This window comes from Streptomyces sp. NPDC031100 (assembly GCF_055570785.1).
Genome location: NZ_JBVIGN010000003.1, coordinates 118,080 through 139,416, shown reverse-complemented (window position 1 = coordinate 139,416; position 21,337 = coordinate 118,080). Strand labels below are relative to the sequence as shown.

General features: G+C 69.8%; 14 protein-coding genes. 11 read left to right on the top strand and 3 right to left on the bottom strand.

All coding sequences use genetic code 11. The annotated features are described in order from the left end of the window. Nucleotides 1-33 precede the first annotated feature (33 nt). Nucleotides 34-1,638, top strand: coding sequence for an ABC transporter family substrate-binding protein (locus ACZ5DS_RS08470; protein ID WP_468235213.1), 1,605 nt, complete (start codon nt 34-36; stop codon nt 1,636-1,638). A gap of 267 nt (nt 1,639-1,905) precedes the next feature. Here ACZ5DS_RS08470 and ACZ5DS_RS08465 read toward each other — a convergent pair whose 3' ends face one another. Then, nucleotides 1,906-3,174, bottom strand: coding sequence for a condensation domain-containing protein (locus tag ACZ5DS_RS08465; protein WP_468235212.1), 1,269 nt, complete (start codon nt 3,172-3,174; stop codon nt 1,906-1,908). A gap of 504 nt (nt 3,175-3,678) precedes the next feature. On the opposite strand from ACZ5DS_RS08465, the gene ACZ5DS_RS08460 reads away from it, so the two are divergent. From ACZ5DS_RS08460 to ACZ5DS_RS08430, 7 genes are all read left to right on the top strand, one after another. Beyond that, nucleotides 3,679-3,960, top strand: coding sequence for a hypothetical protein (locus tag ACZ5DS_RS08460; RefSeq protein ID WP_468235211.1), 282 nt, complete (start codon nt 3,679-3,681; stop codon nt 3,958-3,960). Further along, a complete protein-coding gene (locus ACZ5DS_RS08455) occupies nt 3,947-4,744 on the top strand; it encodes a thioesterase II family protein (protein WP_468235209.1) in 798 nt (265 codons plus the stop codon). The genes ACZ5DS_RS08460 and ACZ5DS_RS08455 overlap by 14 nt, the downstream gene beginning before the upstream one ends. Before the next feature lie 4 nt (nt 4,745-4,748). After that, a complete protein-coding gene (locus ACZ5DS_RS08450) occupies nt 4,749-6,431 on the top strand; it encodes a condensation domain-containing protein (RefSeq protein ID WP_468235208.1) in 1,683 nt (560 codons plus the stop codon). Then, nucleotides 6,428-8,650 carry a penicillin acylase family protein gene (locus ACZ5DS_RS08445; RefSeq protein WP_468235207.1) on the top strand — a complete coding sequence of 741 codons (2,223 nt, stop codon included), beginning with the start codon at nt 6,428-6,430 and terminating at the stop codon, nt 8,648-8,650. Before ACZ5DS_RS08450 ends, ACZ5DS_RS08445 begins: the two co-directional genes overlap by 4 nt. Then, nucleotides 8,647-10,236: an amino acid adenylation domain-containing protein gene (locus tag ACZ5DS_RS08440; protein WP_468235205.1), complete on the top strand. Its 1,590-nt coding sequence runs from the start codon at nt 8,647-8,649 to the stop codon at nt 10,234-10,236. The genes ACZ5DS_RS08445 and ACZ5DS_RS08440 overlap by 4 nt, the downstream gene beginning before the upstream one ends. 2 nt (nt 10,237-10,238) lie before the next feature. Further along, a complete protein-coding gene (locus ACZ5DS_RS08435) occupies nt 10,239-11,945 on the top strand; it encodes a condensation domain-containing protein (protein ID WP_468235204.1) in 1,707 nt (568 codons plus the stop codon). A 64-nt stretch (nt 11,946-12,009) separates the two neighbouring features. Then, nucleotides 12,010-12,228, top strand: coding sequence for an MbtH family protein (locus ACZ5DS_RS08430; protein WP_468235202.1), 219 nt, complete (start codon nt 12,010-12,012; stop codon nt 12,226-12,228). 45 nt (nt 12,229-12,273) lie between these two features. On the opposite strand, the gene ACZ5DS_RS08425 is transcribed toward ACZ5DS_RS08430, so the two are convergent. Beyond that, nucleotides 12,274-12,903: a maleylpyruvate isomerase N-terminal domain-containing protein gene (locus ACZ5DS_RS08425; RefSeq protein ID WP_468235201.1), complete on the bottom strand. Its 630-nt coding sequence runs from the start codon at nt 12,901-12,903 to the stop codon at nt 12,274-12,276. Between the two features lie 50 nt (nt 12,904-12,953). Next, entirely contained in the window at nt 12,954-13,784 is an 831-nt protein-coding gene (locus tag ACZ5DS_RS08420) for an AfsR/SARP family transcriptional regulator (RefSeq protein ID WP_468235200.1), read from the bottom strand. A gap of 509 nt (nt 13,785-14,293) precedes the next feature. Between ACZ5DS_RS08420 and ACZ5DS_RS08415 the strand changes: the two genes are divergently transcribed. The 3 genes from ACZ5DS_RS08415 to ACZ5DS_RS08405 are packed head-to-tail and all read left to right on the top strand — an operon-like array spanning nt 14,294 to nt 21,333. Continuing rightward, the gene (locus ACZ5DS_RS08415) at nt 14,294-15,925 is read left to right on the top strand and encodes a PhpK family radical SAM P-methyltransferase (protein WP_468235198.1); all 1,632 of its coding nucleotides are present in this window, start codon (nt 14,294-14,296) and stop codon (nt 15,923-15,925) included. 48 nt (nt 15,926-15,973) lie between these two features. Continuing rightward, nucleotides 15,974-17,890 carry a non-ribosomal peptide synthetase gene (locus tag ACZ5DS_RS08410; protein ID WP_468235196.1) on the top strand — a complete coding sequence of 639 codons (1,917 nt, stop codon included), beginning with the start codon at nt 15,974-15,976 and terminating at the stop codon, nt 17,888-17,890. 11 nt (nt 17,891-17,901) lie between these two features. Further along, entirely contained in the window at nt 17,902-21,333 is a 3,432-nt protein-coding gene (locus tag ACZ5DS_RS08405; protein WP_468235195.1) for a fatty acyl-AMP ligase, read from the top strand. Nucleotides 21,334-21,337: the final 4 nt, after the last annotated feature.

Below are 21,337 nucleotides of genomic sequence, written 5' to 3'. Positions count from 1 at the left end.
GGTGCTGAGCATCAAACGAGTGAAGGGATCACCGTGGAGCTGAACGACTCGAACCGGACGGCCGTCAAGCCGGGCGGCACCTACGTGCATGCTGTCGGAAACACCCCGCCCAACTGGAACCTGCTCTCATCGGTCGGCAACGTCGTCGACACGGGTATGGTGCTGCAACTGATCACACCGAGTCCGTACGTCGCGTTCCCGGACCTGCAGAACCACTGGAACGAGGATCTGTTGGCCAGCGAGCCGGAGCTGGTCGCGACGGACCCGCAGACCATCGTGTACCGGCTGCGACCAGAAGTCTGCTGGAACGACGGGACCCCGGTCGGAGTCGAGGACTTCCGCTACACCTGGCGCGTGTCCAGCGGGCTCCACAGCCCCGCGTGCGAGCCGTCGACCCATGCCGGGTACGAGCTGGTCGAGTCCGTGGAGGGCGCGGACGACGGCCGCACCGTCGTGGTCACGCTCGTGTCGGGCAAGGCGTTTCCCGACTGGGACGCGATGTTCTCGTACCTGTATCCGGCGCACATCGCGGCGCGCGCCGGTGACCTCGGGACGGCCGACGGTCTTGCGGCGGCGTTCGCCTCGTTCGACCAGGTGGTACCCACCTGGTCGGCGGGACCGTACCAGGTGGAGCACGTCGAGCCCGGTGTCGAGGTGGTGCTGGTTCCGAACCCGAGGTGGTACGGCCGAGTCGCGCCGAGCCTCGACCGCGTCGTGTTCCGGGTGGTGACCGACCCGGAGGCGCTCGTCGACGCGGTGCGTCACCGGGTGGTGCACGGCATGTCCACCCCGCAGCCCACCAAGGCGCTCGTGGACGCGTTCCGTGACATGCCCGGTGTCCGGTACGAGCTGAGCCAGGGGCTGGTCTGGGAGCATCTGGACCTGAACACCCGCAATCCGTTCCTCGCCGACGCCGACCTGCGTCGGGCGATCTTCACGGCTGTCGACCGGGACAAGATCCTGGCCGAGACCATCGGCACCTTCCATCCGGACGTCGAACCGTCGAACAGCCACAACTTCTATCTGGGGCAGCCCGCCTACCGCGACGTGATCACCAGCACTGGCCAGGGCAGTGGCGACATCGCGGCGGCCGAGCGGCTGCTGCATGCCGCCGGATATACGATCCGCGACGGCCGCTTGCGCACCCCGGACGGCTCGGCCGTCCCCGTGCTGCGATTCAGGCACGCGCCCGGTGACGTCATGCGCCGACGCACCGGCGAGCTGGTGCGCGATCAGTTGCGCCTCATCGGGCTGGAGGTCAGCATTGAACCGACCGACCGGCCCGGCACGTTGGTGGCCGGCGACTACGACATCGTGGCGTTCAATTGGATCGGAAGCCCGTTGCGGGTCGGGCCGGCCCGTGACATGTGGACGACCGGCGGCGGAATGAACTTCGGCCATTTCTCCCACCCCGAGGTCGACCGCCTGGTCGGCGAGGCGAACGAGACGCTCGACCTGGTCAAGGCCCACGAGCTGCTCAACCATGCGGACGAAGTCCTGTCCCATGAGGCGTATTCGCTGCCCTTGTGCCAGAAACCGAGCCTGCTCGTCGTGGATGACCGCTTCGCCAACGTGCGGGCGAACCCGACCAACGGGCTGGTCATCTACAACGCCCAGGAGTGGGGCCTGCGCGCGTGACCGCACGCGTCCGCTGTGTCGTCACTCCTGTTCGGTCACTGCCCGATCCCACGACGCCTCTGCGACGGTAGCGTCGGGCGGTTGCCAACCGGCCCTCCGGATGGGCCACCGTTCCGGGCGCGCGGACCTGCGCGCCCGGACGCGCGTTTAAGCGGTCGTTTACTCCCGTTGGACGGTGGCCGTCTTCACGCACTGCGCTTCGATCGCATATGTGAAGGGCTCGACGCTCTTGCCCTCCCTGTGCCGTAGGCGCTGGGGCAACAGGGATCACGCCGCCGGGGTGGCAGACGCCGCAGCGTCACCGATGAGCTCCGCCAGGTTCTGTGCGAGGGACTCGACTTCGTGCACGTCCCAGCTCTGGACGGGGTGAAGGAGTTGGGCGCTCGCCCCGTGGCGTGCGACGCTCAGTGCGAGGTCGTGCCGCAGCCGGACATGGCCGCGTGGCATCGGAGTGACCACCACATCGCCCACGCGCACCGGATCCTGCGGGGCGTTGAACTCCTCCACACCGACATTGGTGACCGGGTCGTCCGACGCGGTCAGTGGCCCCAGGGCACGGGCCACGTCACGATAGGGCACGTCCGCGTACCGGAGGGCCGTCAGGACGGCATCCCGTCCCGCGGTCAGTGCGGCTGTGAGGTCAACCGTGGGGCGGGGCACGAGCACAAGGGGCACCACATTGATCAGACAACCCATCAGATGGGCGCTGCCCGGTACGTCCCGGATCGCGACCGGTGAGGCGAGGACCGCGCGCTCGGCTCTCGAGGTCCGGGAAAGGAGATGACCGAACAGGCCCGTCAGCCCCATGTAGCGAGTGGCCCCCGCCCTCCTGCACGCCCGGTCGAATGAGGCCCATGTAGCGCCCGTCACGGGGAGTTCCACAGCCGCCGCCAACCGATCGTCCGGTGTCCCCTTGAGTCCCGGCGGCGCTGCCCGGTACGGGGCCCCGGCGAGGAGCGCGGCCACTTCGCGGGCCCTGCCGCTGTCCACCGCGGCCTGTTCCTGCGTGGCCCGGGAGAGCAGCCATCTGCGGTAGCCGGTGGTATCCGGAGCGGGGGGCAGGGCTGTGTTCTGCGCTCGTGCCGCGTAGTGCGTCAGGAGTGTGCGCAGCAATACACCATGGGACCAGCCGTCACTGATCAGATGATGGAAGACGAGAACCAGCACGTGCTCGTCCGATTCGACCCGGATCAGTCGGGCACGCCAGAGTGGGCCCGTCTCCAAGTCGAAAGGTTCGGTGGCGGTCAACGCGGTCAGGCGTTCGATCCGAGCCGCCCGGGTCTGCGCATCGACGGCACCCAGGTCCGTGTACGCCAACTCCGGTGCAGGGGCGTCGAAAGACTGCCGGGGCTCTTCGCCGACCTCGATGACACGGCACCACATCGCCTCGTGGACCGCACGGGCGTCGCCCAACGCCAGACGCAGTGCCTCGGCGTCCAAGGGGCCGTCGATGCGCAGGACCGCCGTGTCGTGGTATCCCGAGACGCCCGGGCTCAACTGCTCGGCGAGCCACATTCCCTGCTGGGTCGCGGTCATCGGGAGCGTCCGGGGGGTCTGTGTTCGCCGCCGGGCGCGTAACGCCTCGACCAGCCTGGCCCGTTGTGGATCGACACCTTGCTTCAACGGCGGTTCCGTCCTTTCCGCGGGCACGACGGGGAAGTCCTCGTGGTGCGCGGTGAGCGACGTCACGATAGCAACGAGAGACCCTCTTGAGGAGGGGGCCTCGCGGCTCGGTCCCCGCGCACGGGCATCATCGGTCGCTGACGCCCGTGCGCGGGCGTCGTCGGACTACGGCGGCTACTCCGGCCCCGAGGCCGACCGGCTGTTCGCCGAGGCCGCAGGCACCCCTCGGCCTGACCACGGCGCCTGAACTCCGCAACCGGCGCCGACGACGAGACGAGCCGGGGCGCCTACGTGCCGCCGCTCCACCAGCGGCTCACCTTCCTGGCCGGCGTAACCGCGGGAAAACCGTGGCGTCCTAGCCTCGGCCCGGCTCATGGTCCTGCAGTGAACGTTGGACGGCGGAGGGAAGTCGCAGGGGTGGAGGACGGTACGGGGGCCCGGGCGACAGGCGCCCGGCGGATCCGGTGGAAGGCGCCCGTCGTGGTCCTGGCCGGCGACATGTTGGTGGACGGGATTCACCTCGACGGCGTGGGATTCCGCCATCCGAGCAGCGACGCTCGACTCCTCGAGGACGTCGATCTGAGCGGCGTCGTCGACCAGGGGCGCATCTCCCGACTCGGCGTCCACGAGCATCCGATGGCCGAGCACGACGGCATCCGCCGAGACCACTACGAGAGGCAGTCCCGTGCCTACGCGTGACGACAGCCGGCATGGCTCGGCCACCGGGACGGGCCTGTGGTTCCCCGCCCCTCCCGCCCCCGGCGACAGCGCCGTACGCCTGCTGTGCCTGCCCTACGCGGGTGGCTCGTCCGTCATGTACCGCACCTGGGACAAGGCACTCGCGGGCACTGCGGACGTGCTCCCGCTGTGCCTGCCGGGCAGGGCCCACCGGTGGGGCGAGCCGCTCGAGCACGACCTGCACCGGATCGCCGACGAAGTGGTCGAGGCCACCGCCCCGCTGCAGAAGGACCTGCCCCTGGCACTGTTCGGGTACAGCCTGGGCGCACTCCTGGCCTTCGAGGTCGCCCGCGGCCTGGCCCGACGAGGCCGCCCTCCGCTCCTCCTCGTCGTTGCGGCCTGCGCACCGCCACGTGAGTGTGGGGCGCTGTCCCCGAAACACACCCTGCCGGACGAGGAGTTCATCGCTCTGCTGCGGGAGATGGGGGCGACTCCCCAGGCCATCCTCGACAACGAGGAGATGCTCTCCCTGCTGCTTCCGATGCTGCGTTCCGACTTCGCGCTGGCCGACCGCTATCGCCACACGCCCGGCCCTGTCCTGTCCACGCCGATCGTGGCCTTGGCGGGGCGCGACGACCCCGAGGCCGGACCCGAGGTGATGGCCGGCTGGGCCCGCGAAACGCAGCAGCCCCTGCGCCGACACGACCTGGACGGCGGCCATCTGTTCATCGAGGAGAACGAGCTGATGGTCATCGCTCTGGTGCGGGCCGCGCTGCGCACCGCACTGGCACAAGAAGAGCGCTGAACCCATGGGAAACGATGAGGGAGAGACGCTGATGGACACGGGCCCCGTACCGCACGGTCGACGCGACACCCGTACGGTGGCCGACTCCGCCCGCCGATGCTGGCAGGACCTCCTGCACGTCCCCGAGGTCGACGACGACGCGCACTTCTTCGCGCTCGGTGGCCACTCGATGCTCGCCACCCGTCTGATGTCCCGCCTGCGCAAGGCACTCGACGCCGATCTGCCGACCGGACTCATCTTCGATCATCCGGTCTTCGCCGACTTCGTCACTCGAACGATCGCCGCGCTCGGCGAGGACTCGGTCACCGCCGACGAACGGCTGCGCCCCTCGGGCCGCGTCACAGGTCCGGTGTCGCCCCAGCAGGAGCGACTGCTGCGCATCGAGGACGCCCTCGGGCCCTCACCGGTCCACAGCATCGTCGTGCCCGTCGCCGTGGATCCGCCCGTCGACGGCGCTGTCCTGCGGCGCGCGCTGCACGCGTTGCTCACTCGGCACGGCGCGCTGCGTCTGGCTTTCCCCACGCCGGACGGAGGCGGCGCACGCCAGCAGGTGATCGTTCCACCTTGGGCGCCCGGTGACGTCGAACTGGTGGAGCGGGACATGCCCGTGAGCGCCGGAGGGCAGGCCGAGGAGGCGGCCATCCTCAAGGAGGTACGCCTCGCGCACCTCAAGCCGTTCGACCTCCTGCGGGGCAACCTCCTGCGCGCCCAGCTGTTCCGCCGGCGTCATGCGGCCGACCTGCTCGTGCTGCATCTCCACCACCTGGCCGTCGACGGCGTGTCACAAACGGTCCTCCTGGACGACCTCGCCGAGGCTTACACGCAGTTGGTCACCGAGGGCCGTGTCCACATGGGCGACAGCGACGTCCTCACCCACATCGACTACGCCCTCCACCGCAGAGGTCGGCAGGGCGACGTGACGGTCGACTCCCGCCGCCACTGGACGCGCGTGGCTCGTGATCTCGCAGCAGACCTGGCCGCCACGGCGGAACCCGCTCCGCGCGGCGTCCGGTACGTGCGCCGCGGTGCCGAACTGGACGCCTCCGTGCTGCGGGGGCTGCACGCATGGGCCGGCACCGAGGGCACCACGGACTTCGTCGTGGCGACAGCAGCCGTCGCCGCCGCGCTCGCCGGTCACCTGGGCCGTCGGCACGTCGGGATCGGCACCCTGCTCGACAACCGGGCGCACGCCGCTCACGAGCGCACTGTCGGCCCCTTCGCGAACAGCACACTGCTCGCCGTACCGGTCCCCGTGGGCGCGACACCGCGCGACATCGTGCGGGCCACGCGGGCCCAGCTCGCCGAGGCCCGGCGGTGCGCCGACAGTCCGCTGGACGACCTGCTCGGGCCACCCTGCGACACCTTGGGACTGCGTCCCGACGACCTGGTGGATGTGGTGGTCGCCTTCGACCGGCCATACCGGGCCCCCGCCGAGTCCGCCCTGCGCATGTCACCGCTGTACGACCACGGAGGCCTCCTGGTGCCTTCCGCGCTCGGCCCGCGGCTGAGCGTCACCTTGTTCGCCCACGACAACGGCACACTGCGGATCACCGTCGAACACGCCGAAGACCCCGGAGACCCCCAGAAGCCGGACGCTGTCCTGAGCGCCGTCGTGGACGCCCTGCGGCTGTTCGCCGAGGCACCTGACGCGATCGTCGTACCGTCCCCTGCGGCGGTGCCGCGATGAATGCCACCGCACCCGTTCGGCTGCGTACCGCGGACGGCATCGTCGAAGTCGCCTCCGACGCACTCGAGCGGCCGGTCGTGACCGCGCCCAGCTGGACGGCCGCCGCGTTCGGCCTTGGCTGGGTGGTCGCCCGACACCGCCGCGAGCAGATGGACTTCCTGCGACGACGCACGCACGGACGGCTCGCCGAAATACTCGGTCCTCAAGCCGTGCAGGCCGACGTGCGACAGCGCGTCCTGGGACTCGCGCACGTCGCCCGGGCCTGCTGGGACTTGCTGCCCGCGTCGCAGCGGCACACTCTGCGGGCGTACGCGGACGGCGTCAACGCCGCCGCACCGAACGGCCCGGGCGGTGAGTGGACACCGGTGGACTGCATCGCGGTCACACAGGGGTTGTTCCAAGCGCTCTCATCGGACGGACAGGACGTCCGCATGGTCGAGGTGATGCGACGGACGCTGCCCGCGGCCGTCGTGGACTTCCTGCTCGACCCGCAGGACGAGTTCGCCGTCGGCATCGACGGCACGGTTCCGGATGTGTGCCGACCCGCCCTGCCGGTCGCCGAGGTGAAGGCACTCATGGCCGAACCACCCGGCCCTCCCGGGCCATTGGTGGTCTCGGAAGGCCGTCCCATCGGCAGCAACGCCTGGGCCGTCACCGACGGAGACACCGCCGTCCTCGCCAACGACATGCACCTGGAGCTGACCAGCCCGTCGTTGATGTACGCCGCCCGGCTCGTCGTCGGGGACACCGGCGTCACGGGCGTGACCGTTCCCGGCCTGCCGGTGATCGTCGCCGGTACCAACGGTCGAATCGCCTGGGGATTCACCCGTCTCCCGGCCGACACCTGCGAGCTGCGGGAGCTGACTTCGGGCAGCACCCCCGGCACATATCGGCACGAGGGCCGCGACCGGGCTTTCAGCATCCGGCGGGAGGGCGTCGGCGTCATGGGCGGCGACGACGTCGAGGTGGAGGTGCGCGAGACCCCGTGGGGCCCGGTCGTCGGCCAACTGCGCGGCCGCCCACTGGCGTTGAGCGGCAACCTCACCGACCCGACGGCACTCGACTTCGCCCTCGTCGGACTGTACGAAAGCGCGAACGTCGTTGCGGCGGCCGACCTGCTCAACGACTGCGGCATGCCTCCCCTGAACGTCATCCTCGCGGACACGGCGGCCGACGTCGCCTGGACGGTGACGGGCCGCCACCCGAGGCGCGCGGGCGGACCACGCGGCTTCTCCGACCCGGCACGGGAACCGTGGCCGACGCCACGCCTCGCCCCCCACGAACTGCCGCGGTTGGTGACACCGCCGAGCGGACACGTGATCAGCTGCAACAACGGGGACGCGGCCGGTCGAACCGCAGGCCTCGGCTGGAACTTCTTCCCCGGCACCCGGGCCCGCCGCGCAGCCGCGGCGCTCGCCGCAGCCGGACCCCACGACGAGGCTCGCTGCGGCGCGCTGCAACTCGATGTGGACGCCGAGCTGTACGCGTACTACCGCGACCTGGCGCTTCGATACGTGCCCGAGCACGCCCCCGTGCCGCTGCGCGCCCTGCGCGATGAGGTCCTGGCCTGGCGCGGCACCTCGCACCACGACGAGTACGGTCTCGCCCTGCTCGTATTGTTCCGGGAACTGCTGCGCGAGGAGCTGTTCGCCGCCGTGACCCGTCCCTGTCGGCGGTACGACGAGGCCTTCACGTACTGCTACAACGGCCACGAACGGCCTCTGCGGCGACTCCTCGACGCCTTGGCCGCGGATATCGTGCCGAAACCCTGGAGCGGGCCGGCCGCGTTTGTGGCGGGCATGCTCGGCAGCGCCAAGGCACTGCTGACCAAACGCACCGGCAGCGCCGAGCCCACCCGTTGGGGGAGCGTGAACGCCCTCGCGCCGACGCCCCTGAGCGGTACCCCGGTCCACGGCGGTCAACCCGGAGGCCACGCAGGCGAACCCGGCGTCGGACTGTCCGGTTGCCCGGAGAGCCTGCGGGTCACACAGCCCGACTTCGGCGCTGCCATGCGCCTGGTCGTCGCACCTGCCCGCCCCGAGGACGGTCTGCTGGCCATCCCTGGAAGCCCCGCCGGCACCGGCTCCGTGGACCTCGACCACATCGCCCGTTGGACACAGGGCAAGACCCACCCGCTGCCGACGCGCAAGGACACGCCGTACGGCGACGGCGCACGTGAGCCTGAGTCGCTCCGCACCCCCACAGGGAGGACCCTGTGAACACCGCACCGCTCGGACTGTCCCTGCGCACTCTGAGCGATGTCCTGCGCCACTCCGCCCGACAGTTCGCCGAACGCCCGGCGCTGTCCGCGGGCCCTGTGGGACTGACCTATGCCGAGCTCGACCGATGTGTCGACGCCCTGTCCGCCAGGGTGCGTGCGGTGGGCATCCGGCCCGGTGACCGGGTCGGCATGAGCGTGGCCCGCGGGCCCTTGGCCCTGGTGGCCTCCGCGGCCCTGATGCGCGCAGGCTGCGCCTACGTCCCCGTCGACGCCGCGCATCCGTCCCGCCGGCTGCGCCACATCGTCGACAACGCCGGACTGCGGGTGGTCGTCTGCGACGAGTCCGGTCGTGCCGCACCCGAGATCGCGGCGCTGACCATGCTGCACGTCGACGGCGACGATCTGATCCCCGGGCCTTTCGCCGGTGCCGCCGACGACGGCACCGTGCCCGGACCGGGGTCCGTCGCGTACGTGATGTACACCTCCGGTTCCACCGGCGTGCCCAAGGGAGTGGAGGTGACGCACGCCAACGTCCTCGCGATGCTCGCCGACGCCCTGCCGCTGTTCGGGTTCGGTGACCGGGAGGTGTGGCCCCTGCAACACGCCCACGGATTCGACGTCAGCGTGTGGGAGATGTGGGCGGCGGTGGCCATCGGCGCCACCTTGGTCGCGGTTCCACGCGACGCCCAGCAGGACCCCGAATCCCTGGCGGAGCTGCTGCTGCGCCACCGCGTGACACGACTCCACATCGTGCCCAGCGTCTTCCACCACCTCGCCGAAGTCGTTGAGGAGGAGGGGGTGGACCTGCCGCTGCGCAATGTCACCTTCTGCGGTGAGGCACTCAACTACCGGGCCATCCAGTCCTGGGCGCGATCCCAGCCCGGACCGCAGCCCGCATGGTGCAACGTCTACGGCATCACCGAGACCACGGTCTACAACACGTTCAAGCGGCTGACGGCCGAGGAGGTGACCCGGGCGGCATCAGCCACCCCCATCGGCACGCCCTACGACCACAGCCCGGCCGTCGTCCTGGACGAGGAACTGAGGGCGGTCCCCCCTGGGCGCACCGGGGAGATCCTCATCGGCGGCCGCCAGGTGGCATGCGGCTATGTCGACATGCCCGAACTGACCGCCGAGCGCTTCCTCCAGCTGCCCGACAGGCCGGGCCGCTGGTATCGCACCGGAGACCTCGCCCATACGGACGAGGCCGGCCAACTGCACTATGTCGGGCGCCGGGACGACCAGGTCAAGATCCGAGGCTTCCGTATCGAATTGGGCGAGATCGACCATGCCCTGCGGGCCGTGCCCTGGATCGGCGACGCTGCCGCGGTCGTCCAGAGCACGGCGCGGGGGGAACCGGCCCTGGCCGCGTGCGTCGTCACCGAGCACGCCGTTGGCCTCCGGCACGCTGCGGACGACAAGCAGAACGAGGCGCTCTTGGACCGGCTGCGCAAGGAGTTGGCCCCCGTACTGCCCGAGCACATGCTCCCCGGGCGCGTCGTCTGCTTAGACCGGCTGCCACTGAACACCAACGGCAAGACGGACCGGCGCGCCCTGGCGGAAGACCTTTCGCGAAGGAGCTGACGATGGAAGACAACGCACCGCTGTCGTTCGGGCAGGAAGCGCTCTGGCTCGCCGAGGAACTCGTTCCCGGGCTGTCGGCGTACACGATGCTCGCCGGCTGGGAGCTGACCGGTCCACTCGACTCAGAAGCCCTGCGGCGGGCGTTGACCGCGCTCGTCGAACGGCACGAGGTGCTGCGATCCGCACTGGTCCCGGTGGACGGACGACCCGAGCAGGTGGTCCGTGGCTGCGGGCCCTTCGAGCTGCGGCGCGTCGATCTGGGCGACCGGGACGGACAGGAGCAGGACAACGCCATCGCCGGTGATCTGGCGGGACTGTTGGAGAAACCGTTCGACTTGTCGTCCCCGCCCTTGCTGCACGGCGTGCTGTTCCGGCTGGCGGTGAACCGGCACACCTTGGTGCTGGTGACGCACCATATCGTCTGGGACGGTGGCTCGGACGTCCTGCTGCGGCGAGAAATGTCCGAACTGTACGCCGCGGAGGTCCGTGGAAGGCGACCTGAACTGCCTGAACTCACCGTGCAGTACGCCGACTTCGCCCGGTGGCAGCGCGAGGAGGCGGCCCCCGTCCTGGAAGTCTCCGTCGAACACTGGGCGCAACGGCTGCGGAATGTACGCGCGCCGGAGCTGCCCACCGACAGGCCGAGGCCCGCTCTGCGCCGCTTCACGGCGGCCTACTGCCAGATCCCGCTCCCGGCTGCCGCGGTCCGCGGTGTGACGGAGCTGGCCCGCACCGCCTCCGTCTCCCCGTTCGTGGTCTACCTGGCGATCTTCGACGTCCTGCTGGCGCGGTGGGCGGACGAGCCGCGGGCTGTGGTCGGTACGCCGCTGTCGGGGCGGAGCGAGCCGGAGCTCAAGGACCTGCTGGGCTACTTCGTCAACTCAGTGGTCCTGGTCGCGGACTGCGACCCGGAGTTGACCCTGTCCGAACTGCTCGTCGCGGTCCGCTCGGACCTTTCGACCGCGTTCGAGCACGGGGACGCTCCCTTCCACCACGTCGTCGACCGGATCAACCCGCCGCGCGACAGCAGTCGCCACCCGCTCTATCAAGTCGCCTTCCAGCACGTGCCCGAAAGCGAACCCCTGCGTCTGATCGGCGTGGACGCGACGGAGGTGAGCGAGCGGTTGCTGCCTCGCATCGAGGTCACCACGGAGTTCGACCTCCTGGCCGAGGTGCGGGAGCTGGCAGACGCGCAACACGTCCTGAACCTGCGCTATGCCACGGACCTGTTCGACGCCAGCAGCATGGACGGTGTCGCCCGGGCTTATGTCGAGATACTCGAAGCCGCCGTCGCGAGTCCCGACTCGACTCTCGCCAGGCTGGCCGAGGCGGCGATGTCGCTGCCCGCCGTGGGGACGAAGCCCTTGAGGGGCCTGGAGGACGTACCCCACCGTGTGGCGCCGAGCGATACCGCGCGTACGGTCGCGCCGCGCACGGAACTGCACGGGCGCATCGCGGCTGTGTGGGCGGAGGTCCTGGGTCTGCCGGAGGTCGACTGTTCGGCCAACTTCTTCGCCATCGGCGGTAGTTCACTTCGCGGTGCGCAGCTCGTACGCCGGCTCGGCGCGGAACTGGATCTGGAACTCGAACTGATCGATCTCTTCGACAGCGAGTCGGTGGACGGCCTCGTGGAATTCCTCGGCCGCGCGTCCGCCGCCGACGGGACGGGGGGTTTCGACCGGCCCGATTCGAGGGCGACGCCCACCTGAACGGCGCCACACCACCCGGTTCGCTCGACGCGGCCGGGATGACCACGACACATGGAGGACTGTGATGAGCAACCCGTTCGACGACACCGACGGCTCCTACCTCGTCCTGTGCAACGAGGAGGGCCAGCACTCGCTGTGGCCCGCCGACCTCGACGTGCCGGGGGGCTGGAGCACGGTGCACGGGCCGACGGGGCACGCGTCGTGTGTGGAGTACGTCGAGGAGCACTGGGTGGACATGCGTCCGCGCAGTCTCGCCGCGGCCATGGACCAACCGACGCGGTGACGAAGCGGCGTGACGTGCGGGCCGCCCAGGTGACCACCGCCGCGGTCAGAAGGCGGAGATCGTGCCGGGCGCCCGCTCGCTTCGGCTGAGTGCCCGGACCAGGGCGATCGGCCCATGCCGTCGCATCGCCAGCCGCGACAGGAGAGCGATCGTCTCCTCGTAGTACGCGGTGGGCAGTTCGGGGGTGGGCAGGCCGACACTCACCGCCACGTCGTCGCAGTGGACCACCACCTCGACCAGGCGGGTCAGCAGGAAGTCGTCGAGCGTCAGGCTCCACATGCCGGGCAGGTCGACGACCCGGTCCGCGGGCTGCGCGGCGATGGCCCGATTCAGCCGGCTCACGGCGCCGGACACGCGCTCCGCCAGACTCTCGGGGCCGTCGGCCGCAGCCTTCTTGCCCCGCTCGCGGATCGCGAGATGCTCCTCACTCCGAGGGTCCGCGTCCAGCCAGTCGTCGCCGGTGTAGTGATCGAGGACAGGAATGGGGTGCGCGCCGCCGGCAGGGGCGGCGAGCAGCGGCTCGACGAGCACGATGTTGCGTGCGAGATGGCCGCACAGGCCGGCGACGCGGTACCCGGGAAGGACGCTCGGCTCGTCCCATGCGGCGGCCACGGATGGACGGCCAATGAGATCGGCGGCGGCCGCGGCCCCCTGCAGATACGCCTCTCTGATCATGCAGACAGTGTAAGGCGATTCAGTGGCGGCCAGGCTTTGGCCGGCCGATTTCAGCGGGCTGCCGTGGGGCTGGGGCAGTCGATGGATTCCCAGCCGTGTGCGTCGAGTTGGCCGTGCATGGCACGGGAATAGGTGAGCCTGGTCGCGGGTTCCGGGGCGGCTTGCAGGTCTTCACGTAAACGTGTTGTGCATAGGTCGTACCAGCGGCGAACCTGATTGAGCTGCCCGAGCTGGGCATGCGTGTACATCAGCATGCGATAGCTCTGCTCGCGATAGGGCTCGATTTCAAGGATCCGACGACAATAGCGCATGACCGAGAGTGGATCGTCTTCCACAAGACTGGTTTCGGCCAACCGTTGGAGAACATAGAGGAATCGGCTTCGGAGCCATTCCCTGTGGACATTGGCCCATTCCATGGGGGCTCCTGCCAGGAAGTCGCCTCCGTACAGTTCGACGGCCGCCCGGTAGTGTTGGCTCGCTTCGCGATGAGCCCCGGCCGACTCGGCGCGGTGCCCTTGGTCGACCAGGTCGTCGAAGACCTCCGAGTCCACCCAGACCCCCCTGGCCTGCAGGGCGTAGCCGGTCTCGCGAGTGACCAGGCGCAGCGACGGCGAGCTCGTCTCCTCGGACGATGCCTGGCAGTTGGCCAGAACCCGACGCAGGGTGTGCACCGCCACTTTGAGCGAACTTGAATTCGCCGACCAGTAGGATCCCGGCCACAGCGACTCGTGGAGTGTTTCCCGTGGAACCACTCGCCCTTGGCGCAGCAACAGGAACTGAAAGAGGTCGCGGGCCTTGCCCGCCTTCCAGCGCTGGACGGGTTTCCCGTGAATGGCCAGCTCGAAACTTCCGAGGGTGTGAACCGAGATCGCGTTATCCATCGAGCGCAAGACTCCTCATCAGGGGACTGGCGTGGGGGGCTGATGGCCTCGCATAAAAAGGGACGTGGATATGAGGTGAAGGCGTCCGTGTAGCGACCAACCATAGAATTGCAGAGCTCGTACGAGTCGGCGACCGAAATGAGGTTACGCACGTGTCCATGCAAGTGCAAGGGGATTGATCAAGTCCCGTAGGTGTCTTGGTTGTAGGTGATGTCCACGAATGGGAGGGCTCATTCGGGTTCGTCGCGGATGGCCCGGGTGGTCTCGGCTGCGGAACGCGGCCATTGAGTCGAAGTGCGGGCGCAGATCAGTGGCCTCCCGCCCTGATTTCAGGGGGACGCCATCCGGCCATATGGCGAAATCCCGCAGTGCGTTGGGCGCGCAGGGCGTCGGGCACGTAACTCCCGTACAACCGGCCCCCCGTACGGTCCATCCGTTCCCGGCGCCGCGCCCGGGAAGACGACGGATGCGTCCGTGGGCTCCGACCGAACTGCGGGGGTGTGCATCGCATGGCCGGCCTCGACTGTGTGGTCATCGGCTACAACGAGGGGAACTTCGACGACTATCGGGTCATGAGTGAACGGGCGGGCCCCGGTTCACCGGAGTATCAGGTCTTCCGCAAGGAGCATCTGGTCGTGGACGGGCGACCGATGCCATGGATGGACGCCTTCAGCACCCTGCGCAATCGCGTCACCGGACGGAAAGACCGCTATCACGTCGGAGAGGTCTTCAACCTCGCGGCGCTGTATCTGACCAGCTTTCTTCGCCGGCGCGGCCTGAGCGCCGAACCGGTGTCGCTCTACAGCGGCGAGCGCGATCGACTCGCGGACCTGCTGGCGGAGCGGCCCACGGTGGTGGCCGTCACCACCACGTTCTACGTCAACATCCTTCCGGTCGTGCCCATCGTGGAGTTCATTCGGGAGCACTCGCCCGACAGCCACATCGTGATCGGCGGCCCCCTTGTCGACAACCTGTGCATGAACGGCATCACGGACACCGTCCAAGACCTCTTCGACGCGATGGGTGCCGACTCGTACGTGCAGGAATCACAAGGAGAGACCGCCCTCGCGCGGCTCACCCTGACCCTCAAGGAAGGGCGGGACATCTCCGCCGTCGACAACGTCATCCACTGCACGGACGGCATGTGGCGACTGACCCGGCGGCGTCCGGAGAGCAACGATCTCGACGACAGCTCCATCGACTGGTCGGGCTTTTCTCCGGAACTGATAGGGGCCACCGCTCAGCTGCGCACCGCCCGCAGCTGCGCCTTCAAGTGCAGCTTCTGCGACTACCCCTCACGGGCCGGGGCATTGACGACGGCGTCGGTGGAGACCGTGCGCAAGGAGCTGCGCGCCATGGCGGAACTCGGCGTCAAGAACGTCGTGTTCGTCGACGACACCTTCAACGTACCGCCCAAGCGGTTCAAGGAAATCTGCCGCATGATGATCGAGGAGGACCTCGGGCTGCGGTGGTACTCCTACTTCCGATGCTCCAACGCCCGGGACGAGGAAGCGTTCGACCTGGCCGCCGAGAGTGGCTGCTCCGGGGTGTTCCTGGGAATCGAATCCGGCGACACCGAGATTCTCGCCAACATGCACAAGCTCGCTCAGGACAGCCAGTATCGCGTCGGGCTCGAACGGCTCAACGAGCGTGACATCACCACCTTCGCCTCCATCATCGTCGGGTTTCCCGGTGAGAACGCCCGCACGGTGAGCAACACCGTCGACTTCCTCAACGAGACGAAGCCGACCTTCTGGAGGGCGCAGGCGTGGTGGGCCAACCCCCGCTCGCCCGTCTACCGGAACAAAGAGGTGCTCGGCATCGAGGGCGAGGGCTACAGCTGGAGCCACGCCACGATGACCTCGAGTGAGGCGGCCGACCTGACCGATTCCATGTTCGACAGGGTCACCGGCTCCACCTGGCTTCCGCTGTACGACTTCGACTTCTGGTCGCTTCCCTACCTCAGTGGCAAAGGCGTCGGCGTCGACGAGCTGACCCCGATCCTGCAGCTCTCCGAGCAGATCATGCGCGTCCGCGACACCGGCGGATCGGAGGACACATCCCAACTGCGTTCGCTCGAGCAGCAATTCGCAGCCGCCGTCGGCGCGCTCGACTCGGCACCGGCTCGCTTTCGCTTCTGAACCATCCACGCCGACCCGGGCCACCTTCAGGAAAGGAGTGCGAGCATCATGACTGATTCGGCGTCCGTTGCCGCGACGGTCGACCAGGTCTCCTCCGCGTACTCCCCTCCGCCTGGAACGCAGCCCCGGATACAGCCGGACAACCGGGCTTCCCTGCAGGAGCGGTTCGAGGCATGTGTGGGCCGCTTCCCGGACCGTACGGCCGTCGTGGCGGAGGACGGAAGCCTCTCCTTCGCCGAACTCGACCGCCGAGCCGACGCCGTCGCTGCAGCCCTCGCCGCCCGCGGCGCCGGCCCCGAAACCGTGGTCGGACTGTGTCTGGGACGAGGCACGGGACTCGTCATCGGGCTGCTCGGCATCCTCAAGTCGGGCGCCGCTTATCTCCCGCTCGACCCCGCTCACCCAAGTGAACGGCTCTCCTACATGCTCACGGACAGCGGGGCGCGCCTCGTGCTGGTGGACTCCACCACGGTGGGCCGCCTGCCCGGGGGGTCGGATGCACGGGCGCTGCGCGTGGAGCGGCTCTCCGTGCCCTCCACGACCTCCGGGGATCGGGCGCTCCCGCCGCATCCCGCCGGTCTCGCGTACACGCTCTACACCTCGGGCTCGACGGGACGCCCCAAGAGCGTGGCCGTCCAACACGGATCTCTGCCCCGGCTGTTGGACGCCATGGAGCGTGGCATGCTCACCGGAACGCCCCCGGGCCGCGTGGGCTGGAACGCGAGCATCTCCTTCGACGCGTCCGTCCAGCAGTGGCTGCGACTGTTCCGCGGCGACACCCTCGTCCTGCTCGACGAGAAGACCCGATCGGACCCGGCGGAACTCGCCGCCGCCATAGATGCCCACTCCCTGACCGACCTGGACATCACGCCCTCCCACCTTGCGCCACTCCTCGACCACTTCAGCCCCGCCCCGGGCCGCACCCCCCTGCGGTTGCTCGTCGGAGGCGAAGCCGTCGCACCCTCCCTGTGGACGAGGCTGCGCGAACTGGCCGCCGTCGGCGGGGTGGTCGCCGTGAACCTGTACGGCCCCACGGAGTGCACGGTCGACGCGACTGCCGCGCCCATGGCCGACGCGCCGCAGCCACACATCGGAGCCCCGCTCCCCGGCGTACGGGTGTACGTCCTCGACGCCCGACTGCGCCCGGTGCGTCAGGGTGAGACCGGCGAGATCTACGTGGCCGGCACGGGAGTCGCCCGCGGCTACCACGCCCGGCCCGGCCTGACCGCCCGGCGCTTCATCGCCGACCCGTTCGCCGCGGACGGCTCACGCATGTACCGCACAGGCGATCTGGCCCGGCCGGGACCGGCGGGGCTGGAGTACCTCGGGCGCACCGACGGACAGGTCAAACTGCGGGGCTACCGCATCGAACTCGGGGAGATCGAGGGTGTGCTGTCCAGGGAGGCGGACGTCCACCAGGTGGTCGCCTCGGTGCGGGACGACTGTCCGGGCGGGCGCGGTATCGCCGTCCACTACGTCCCCGGTCGCGGGGAGCCCGGCGCGGCCGAACTGCACCGTGTCGCCCGCGCACATCTGCCGCCCTACATGATCCCGTCCGCGATCGTGCCCGTGGATCGCATCCCCACCACCGCCGCGGGCAAGGCCGACCGAGCGGCGCTGCCACCGCCCGCGGGCCACGGCCCCGACCCCGGACGAGAGCGTCCGGACCATGTCCCGCCGCGAAGCGCCACTGAGATCATGCTCGCCGAAGTGTTCTCGGACGTCCTCGGTGTCCGGCCCGTCGGCGCGACGGACGACTTCTTCCAACTCGGCGGCCAGTCGCTGTTGGCCATCCGTCTGGCCGGACGCCTGCGTCGCGCCAGGGGCCGTGGAGTCCCCCTGGTCGCCGTGTTCGAGAACCCACGCCTGCGCGACCTGGCTGCCTACCTGGACCGGTCCGGGGGCGAAGGGACGACGGGGCCCGACGAGCGACCCGACCCCCATGCCCGAGCAGGTGAACGATGAGGGAGACCCGGTTGGCACGCACATCGACCCCGCTCGACCTCGTCGGAGCGATACGGGCGCGCGCCGAGCGAGAGGGCACAGCCGTCGCGCTGTCCTGGCTCACCGACCTCAAGGAACGTACCGACACACGCACATGTGCCGAACTCGACGACGCCGCAGCCGCCGTGGCTGCCGCGCTGCTCGCCGAAGTCGCCCCGGGCGACCGCGTTCTGCTGGTCCAGCCGCCCGGACTCGACTTCGTCACCTCATTCGTCGGCTGCCTGTACGCCGGATGCGTCCCGGTCCCGGTGTACCCCCTGCTCGACACCGCGGAGGACCGCGCCAAGGTACGGCGCATCCAGCAGGACAGCGGCTCCCGGGTGGCCTGGACCTCCGACGCGGGCATGGCGGAGTACGTGGCGCAAGCGCTCGCCTCCCCGGTGCTGTGGCGCACCGGCGAGGACCGACACGTCCCGAGCGGGTCCCCGGCCCCCGACACGCTGGCCTTCCTGCAGTACACCTCGGGCTCCACCGCCGAACCGCGCGGCGTCATGGTGACGCACGGCAATCTCACGGCGAACCTGACCGCCATCCGCGACGCGTTCCGGCACACGGCGGACAGCGTCGTGCTGAGCTGGCTGCCCGCGTATCACGACATGGGCCTGATCGGAAACATCCTTCACCCCCTGCACACCGGGTGCAGCGCCTACCTGGCCTCGCCGATCGACTTCATCCGCAACCCGACGGCATGGCCCGCCGCGGTGCACACGTACGGGGTGACCACCAGTGGCGCCCCCAACTTCGCGTACGAACTCGTGGCCCGCACCGTCGACCGCGACGGACTGGCCCCCGGCCTCGATCTCAGCGGCTGGAGGACCGCCTACAGCGGTGCCGAACCCGTATCGACCACCACACTCCGCCGCTTCGCCGAGGCGCTCGCCCCGGCAGGGTTCAGGGAGGACGCCTTCGTTCCCTGCTACGGGCTGGCGGAATCCACGTTGTTGGTGACCTCGGTGCCCGTGGGCACGGGCGTGAGCACCCGCATCTCCCGTGAGGGAGAGGAAGTCGTCAGCTGTGGAGTGCCGCGCGACTGCGAGGTCGCCGTCGGCGGGCCGGACGGCACGCCGCTGCCCGCGGGGGAAGTGGGCGAGATCCTGGTGCACGGGCCGGCCGTCGCCGCCGGGTACTGGAATCGGCCCGACCTCACCTCCGAGGTGTTCGCCGCGAACGTCAGCGACAGCGACAAGAAGTGGCTGCGCAGCGGTGACCTCGGCTTTCTGCAGGACGGCGAACTCCACGTCACGGGCCGCATCAAGGATGTCATCATCGTTCGGGGCCGCAATCACCACCCCCAGGACATCGAACGACTCGTCGTCGACCTCTGCCCGGCGGTGCGCCCCGGTTGCGTCGCCGCGTTCGCCGCACCGGACGACCAGGGCGTGGTGATCGTCGCGGAACTGCGCCCGGGACAGAGCCTGACAGACGACGACCGGGCACGGATCGCCGGTGCCGTCGCCACGTCCTTCGGCCTGGCCCCGCACGAGATCGTCGCGGTGCCCCGAGGCACGGTGCCCAAGACCACCAGCGGCAAGCTCAGACGCGTCGAGTGCCGCACCCGGTACCTGGCGGGCGACTACGCCGGCCACCGCGTCGACCACGGCCCGGTCCCCGCTCCGGGCGACACGGCCCCGACAGTCGCTGTACGCATGGCCGTGCGGGAGGTGCTCGGCACGGGTGTCGGCGACGACCGACCGCTCACCCTGCACGGCCTCGACTCGCTGGGCGCCGTACGGCTGACGGAACTGATCGCGCGCCACGCCGGCGTGGACATCCCCGTCCGCGACCTTCTGGCAGGCGCCACCGTCGCGGACCTGATGGAGCGAGTCGGCACTGCCGAACCGGCGCCGGTCAGGGCAGGCGACGATGCCTCCGGCGCACTGTCCAAGGCTCAGGAATCCCTGCTGTTCCTGCACATGCTCGACCCCGACAGCGACGCCTACACCATCTCCTTCGCCTGCGAGCCCGGACCGGGCACCGACCACGATCTGTTCGAACAGGCACTGCGCACGGCCCTGGAGCACCAACCGGAGCTGCGCGTCCGCTTCACGTCGTCCGGGGCCGACGGACGCCGAGAACCCGTGTCCGCCAGGCGCATGCGCGACGCCCTCGCCCTGACGCCGGTGCCCGTCGCCGAGGACCGGTTGGCGCAGCAGCTGTCCGAGGCGGCCGCGCTGCCCTTCGACCCCGAGCGAGGACCGCTGCTGCGCCTGTATCGGTGGCAGACCCCGACGCGGCGTGTCTACCAGGTCGTGGTGCATCACCTGGTCACCGATCTGTGGTCGCTGTCCTTGGCACTGCGTGACCTCGGATCCGCCTACTCCGCCCTGATCGCCGGACGCCCGGTGCGTCTGCCCGAACCGGGGTCGTACGACGCGTACGTGCGAGAACAGCGGGCCTACCTCGACTCCGAGAAAGCCGGCGAACGTGACGCCTTCCTGCGCGGGGTACTGCCACGCCGCGCCGCGTCACTCGGCGTGCGCACCGACTTCCCGCGCACCGCCGTTCGCAGCCGCCGGGGCGCCCGGGTCGAGGCGCGGGTGCCCGCCCCTGTCGTCCCCGGGCCGGCGGGTCAGGACCCGGTCGGCCTCATGGCCGTGTTGTGGGCCGCCACCTTGCGGCGCTACGGCACGCCGGCGCCCGTAGTGGTGGGTGTGCCGGTGACCGGCCGCACCGGCGGACGCCACGGGGCCATCGGCGGCTTGTGCACGAACACGGTCCCCCTGGCCCTCGACGTCGAGCCGGATCAGCTCCTGGAACCGTTGGTCGCCGAAGCCCGCACCCAGCTCACCGCCGGCCTGGACGCCGGTCTGTATCCGCTGGCCCGCGCCGTCGAGGCCGTCCGTCCCGACCGCGAGCCCGGCCGCACACCGCTGGTTGAGACGCTCATCACCTACCAGGAGAACCCACTGCCGGACGTGGCGGGCCTGCTGGAGGCACTGTCCGGCGTTGAGACCGAAATCACCCTTGGCAAGCTCGTGTTGCGGTCCGTCCCCATCGTACGGCGAAGCTGTCGATACGACCTGGACCTGGTGGTCACGCCCGGTCCCGAAGGTCTCCACCTCACGTTGGACTACGCCGCCGATCTGTTCACCGAACAGACGGCCCGCGGGGTGCTCGACACGTTCTGCGCGGCACTCGCCGCCTCGGAGCGGGCCCACGGCGCGCGGCTGGCCGACCTCACCGTCCTGTCCGACCACGACGCCGCACTCCTCGAACGCATCGGACGCTGCGCGACCCCGCCCCTGGAGCCTTCGCTGCTTCAGCGGGTCAGGGCCGCGGCCGAGCACACACCCGGTGCGCCCGCGATCCATGGACCCCACCAGGTGTGGAGCCGCGCCGAGTTCATGCGGCGGGTCGAACGGGTCGCCCACGCGCTGCGCCTCGTGCACGACGGAAGGAGCTGACCGC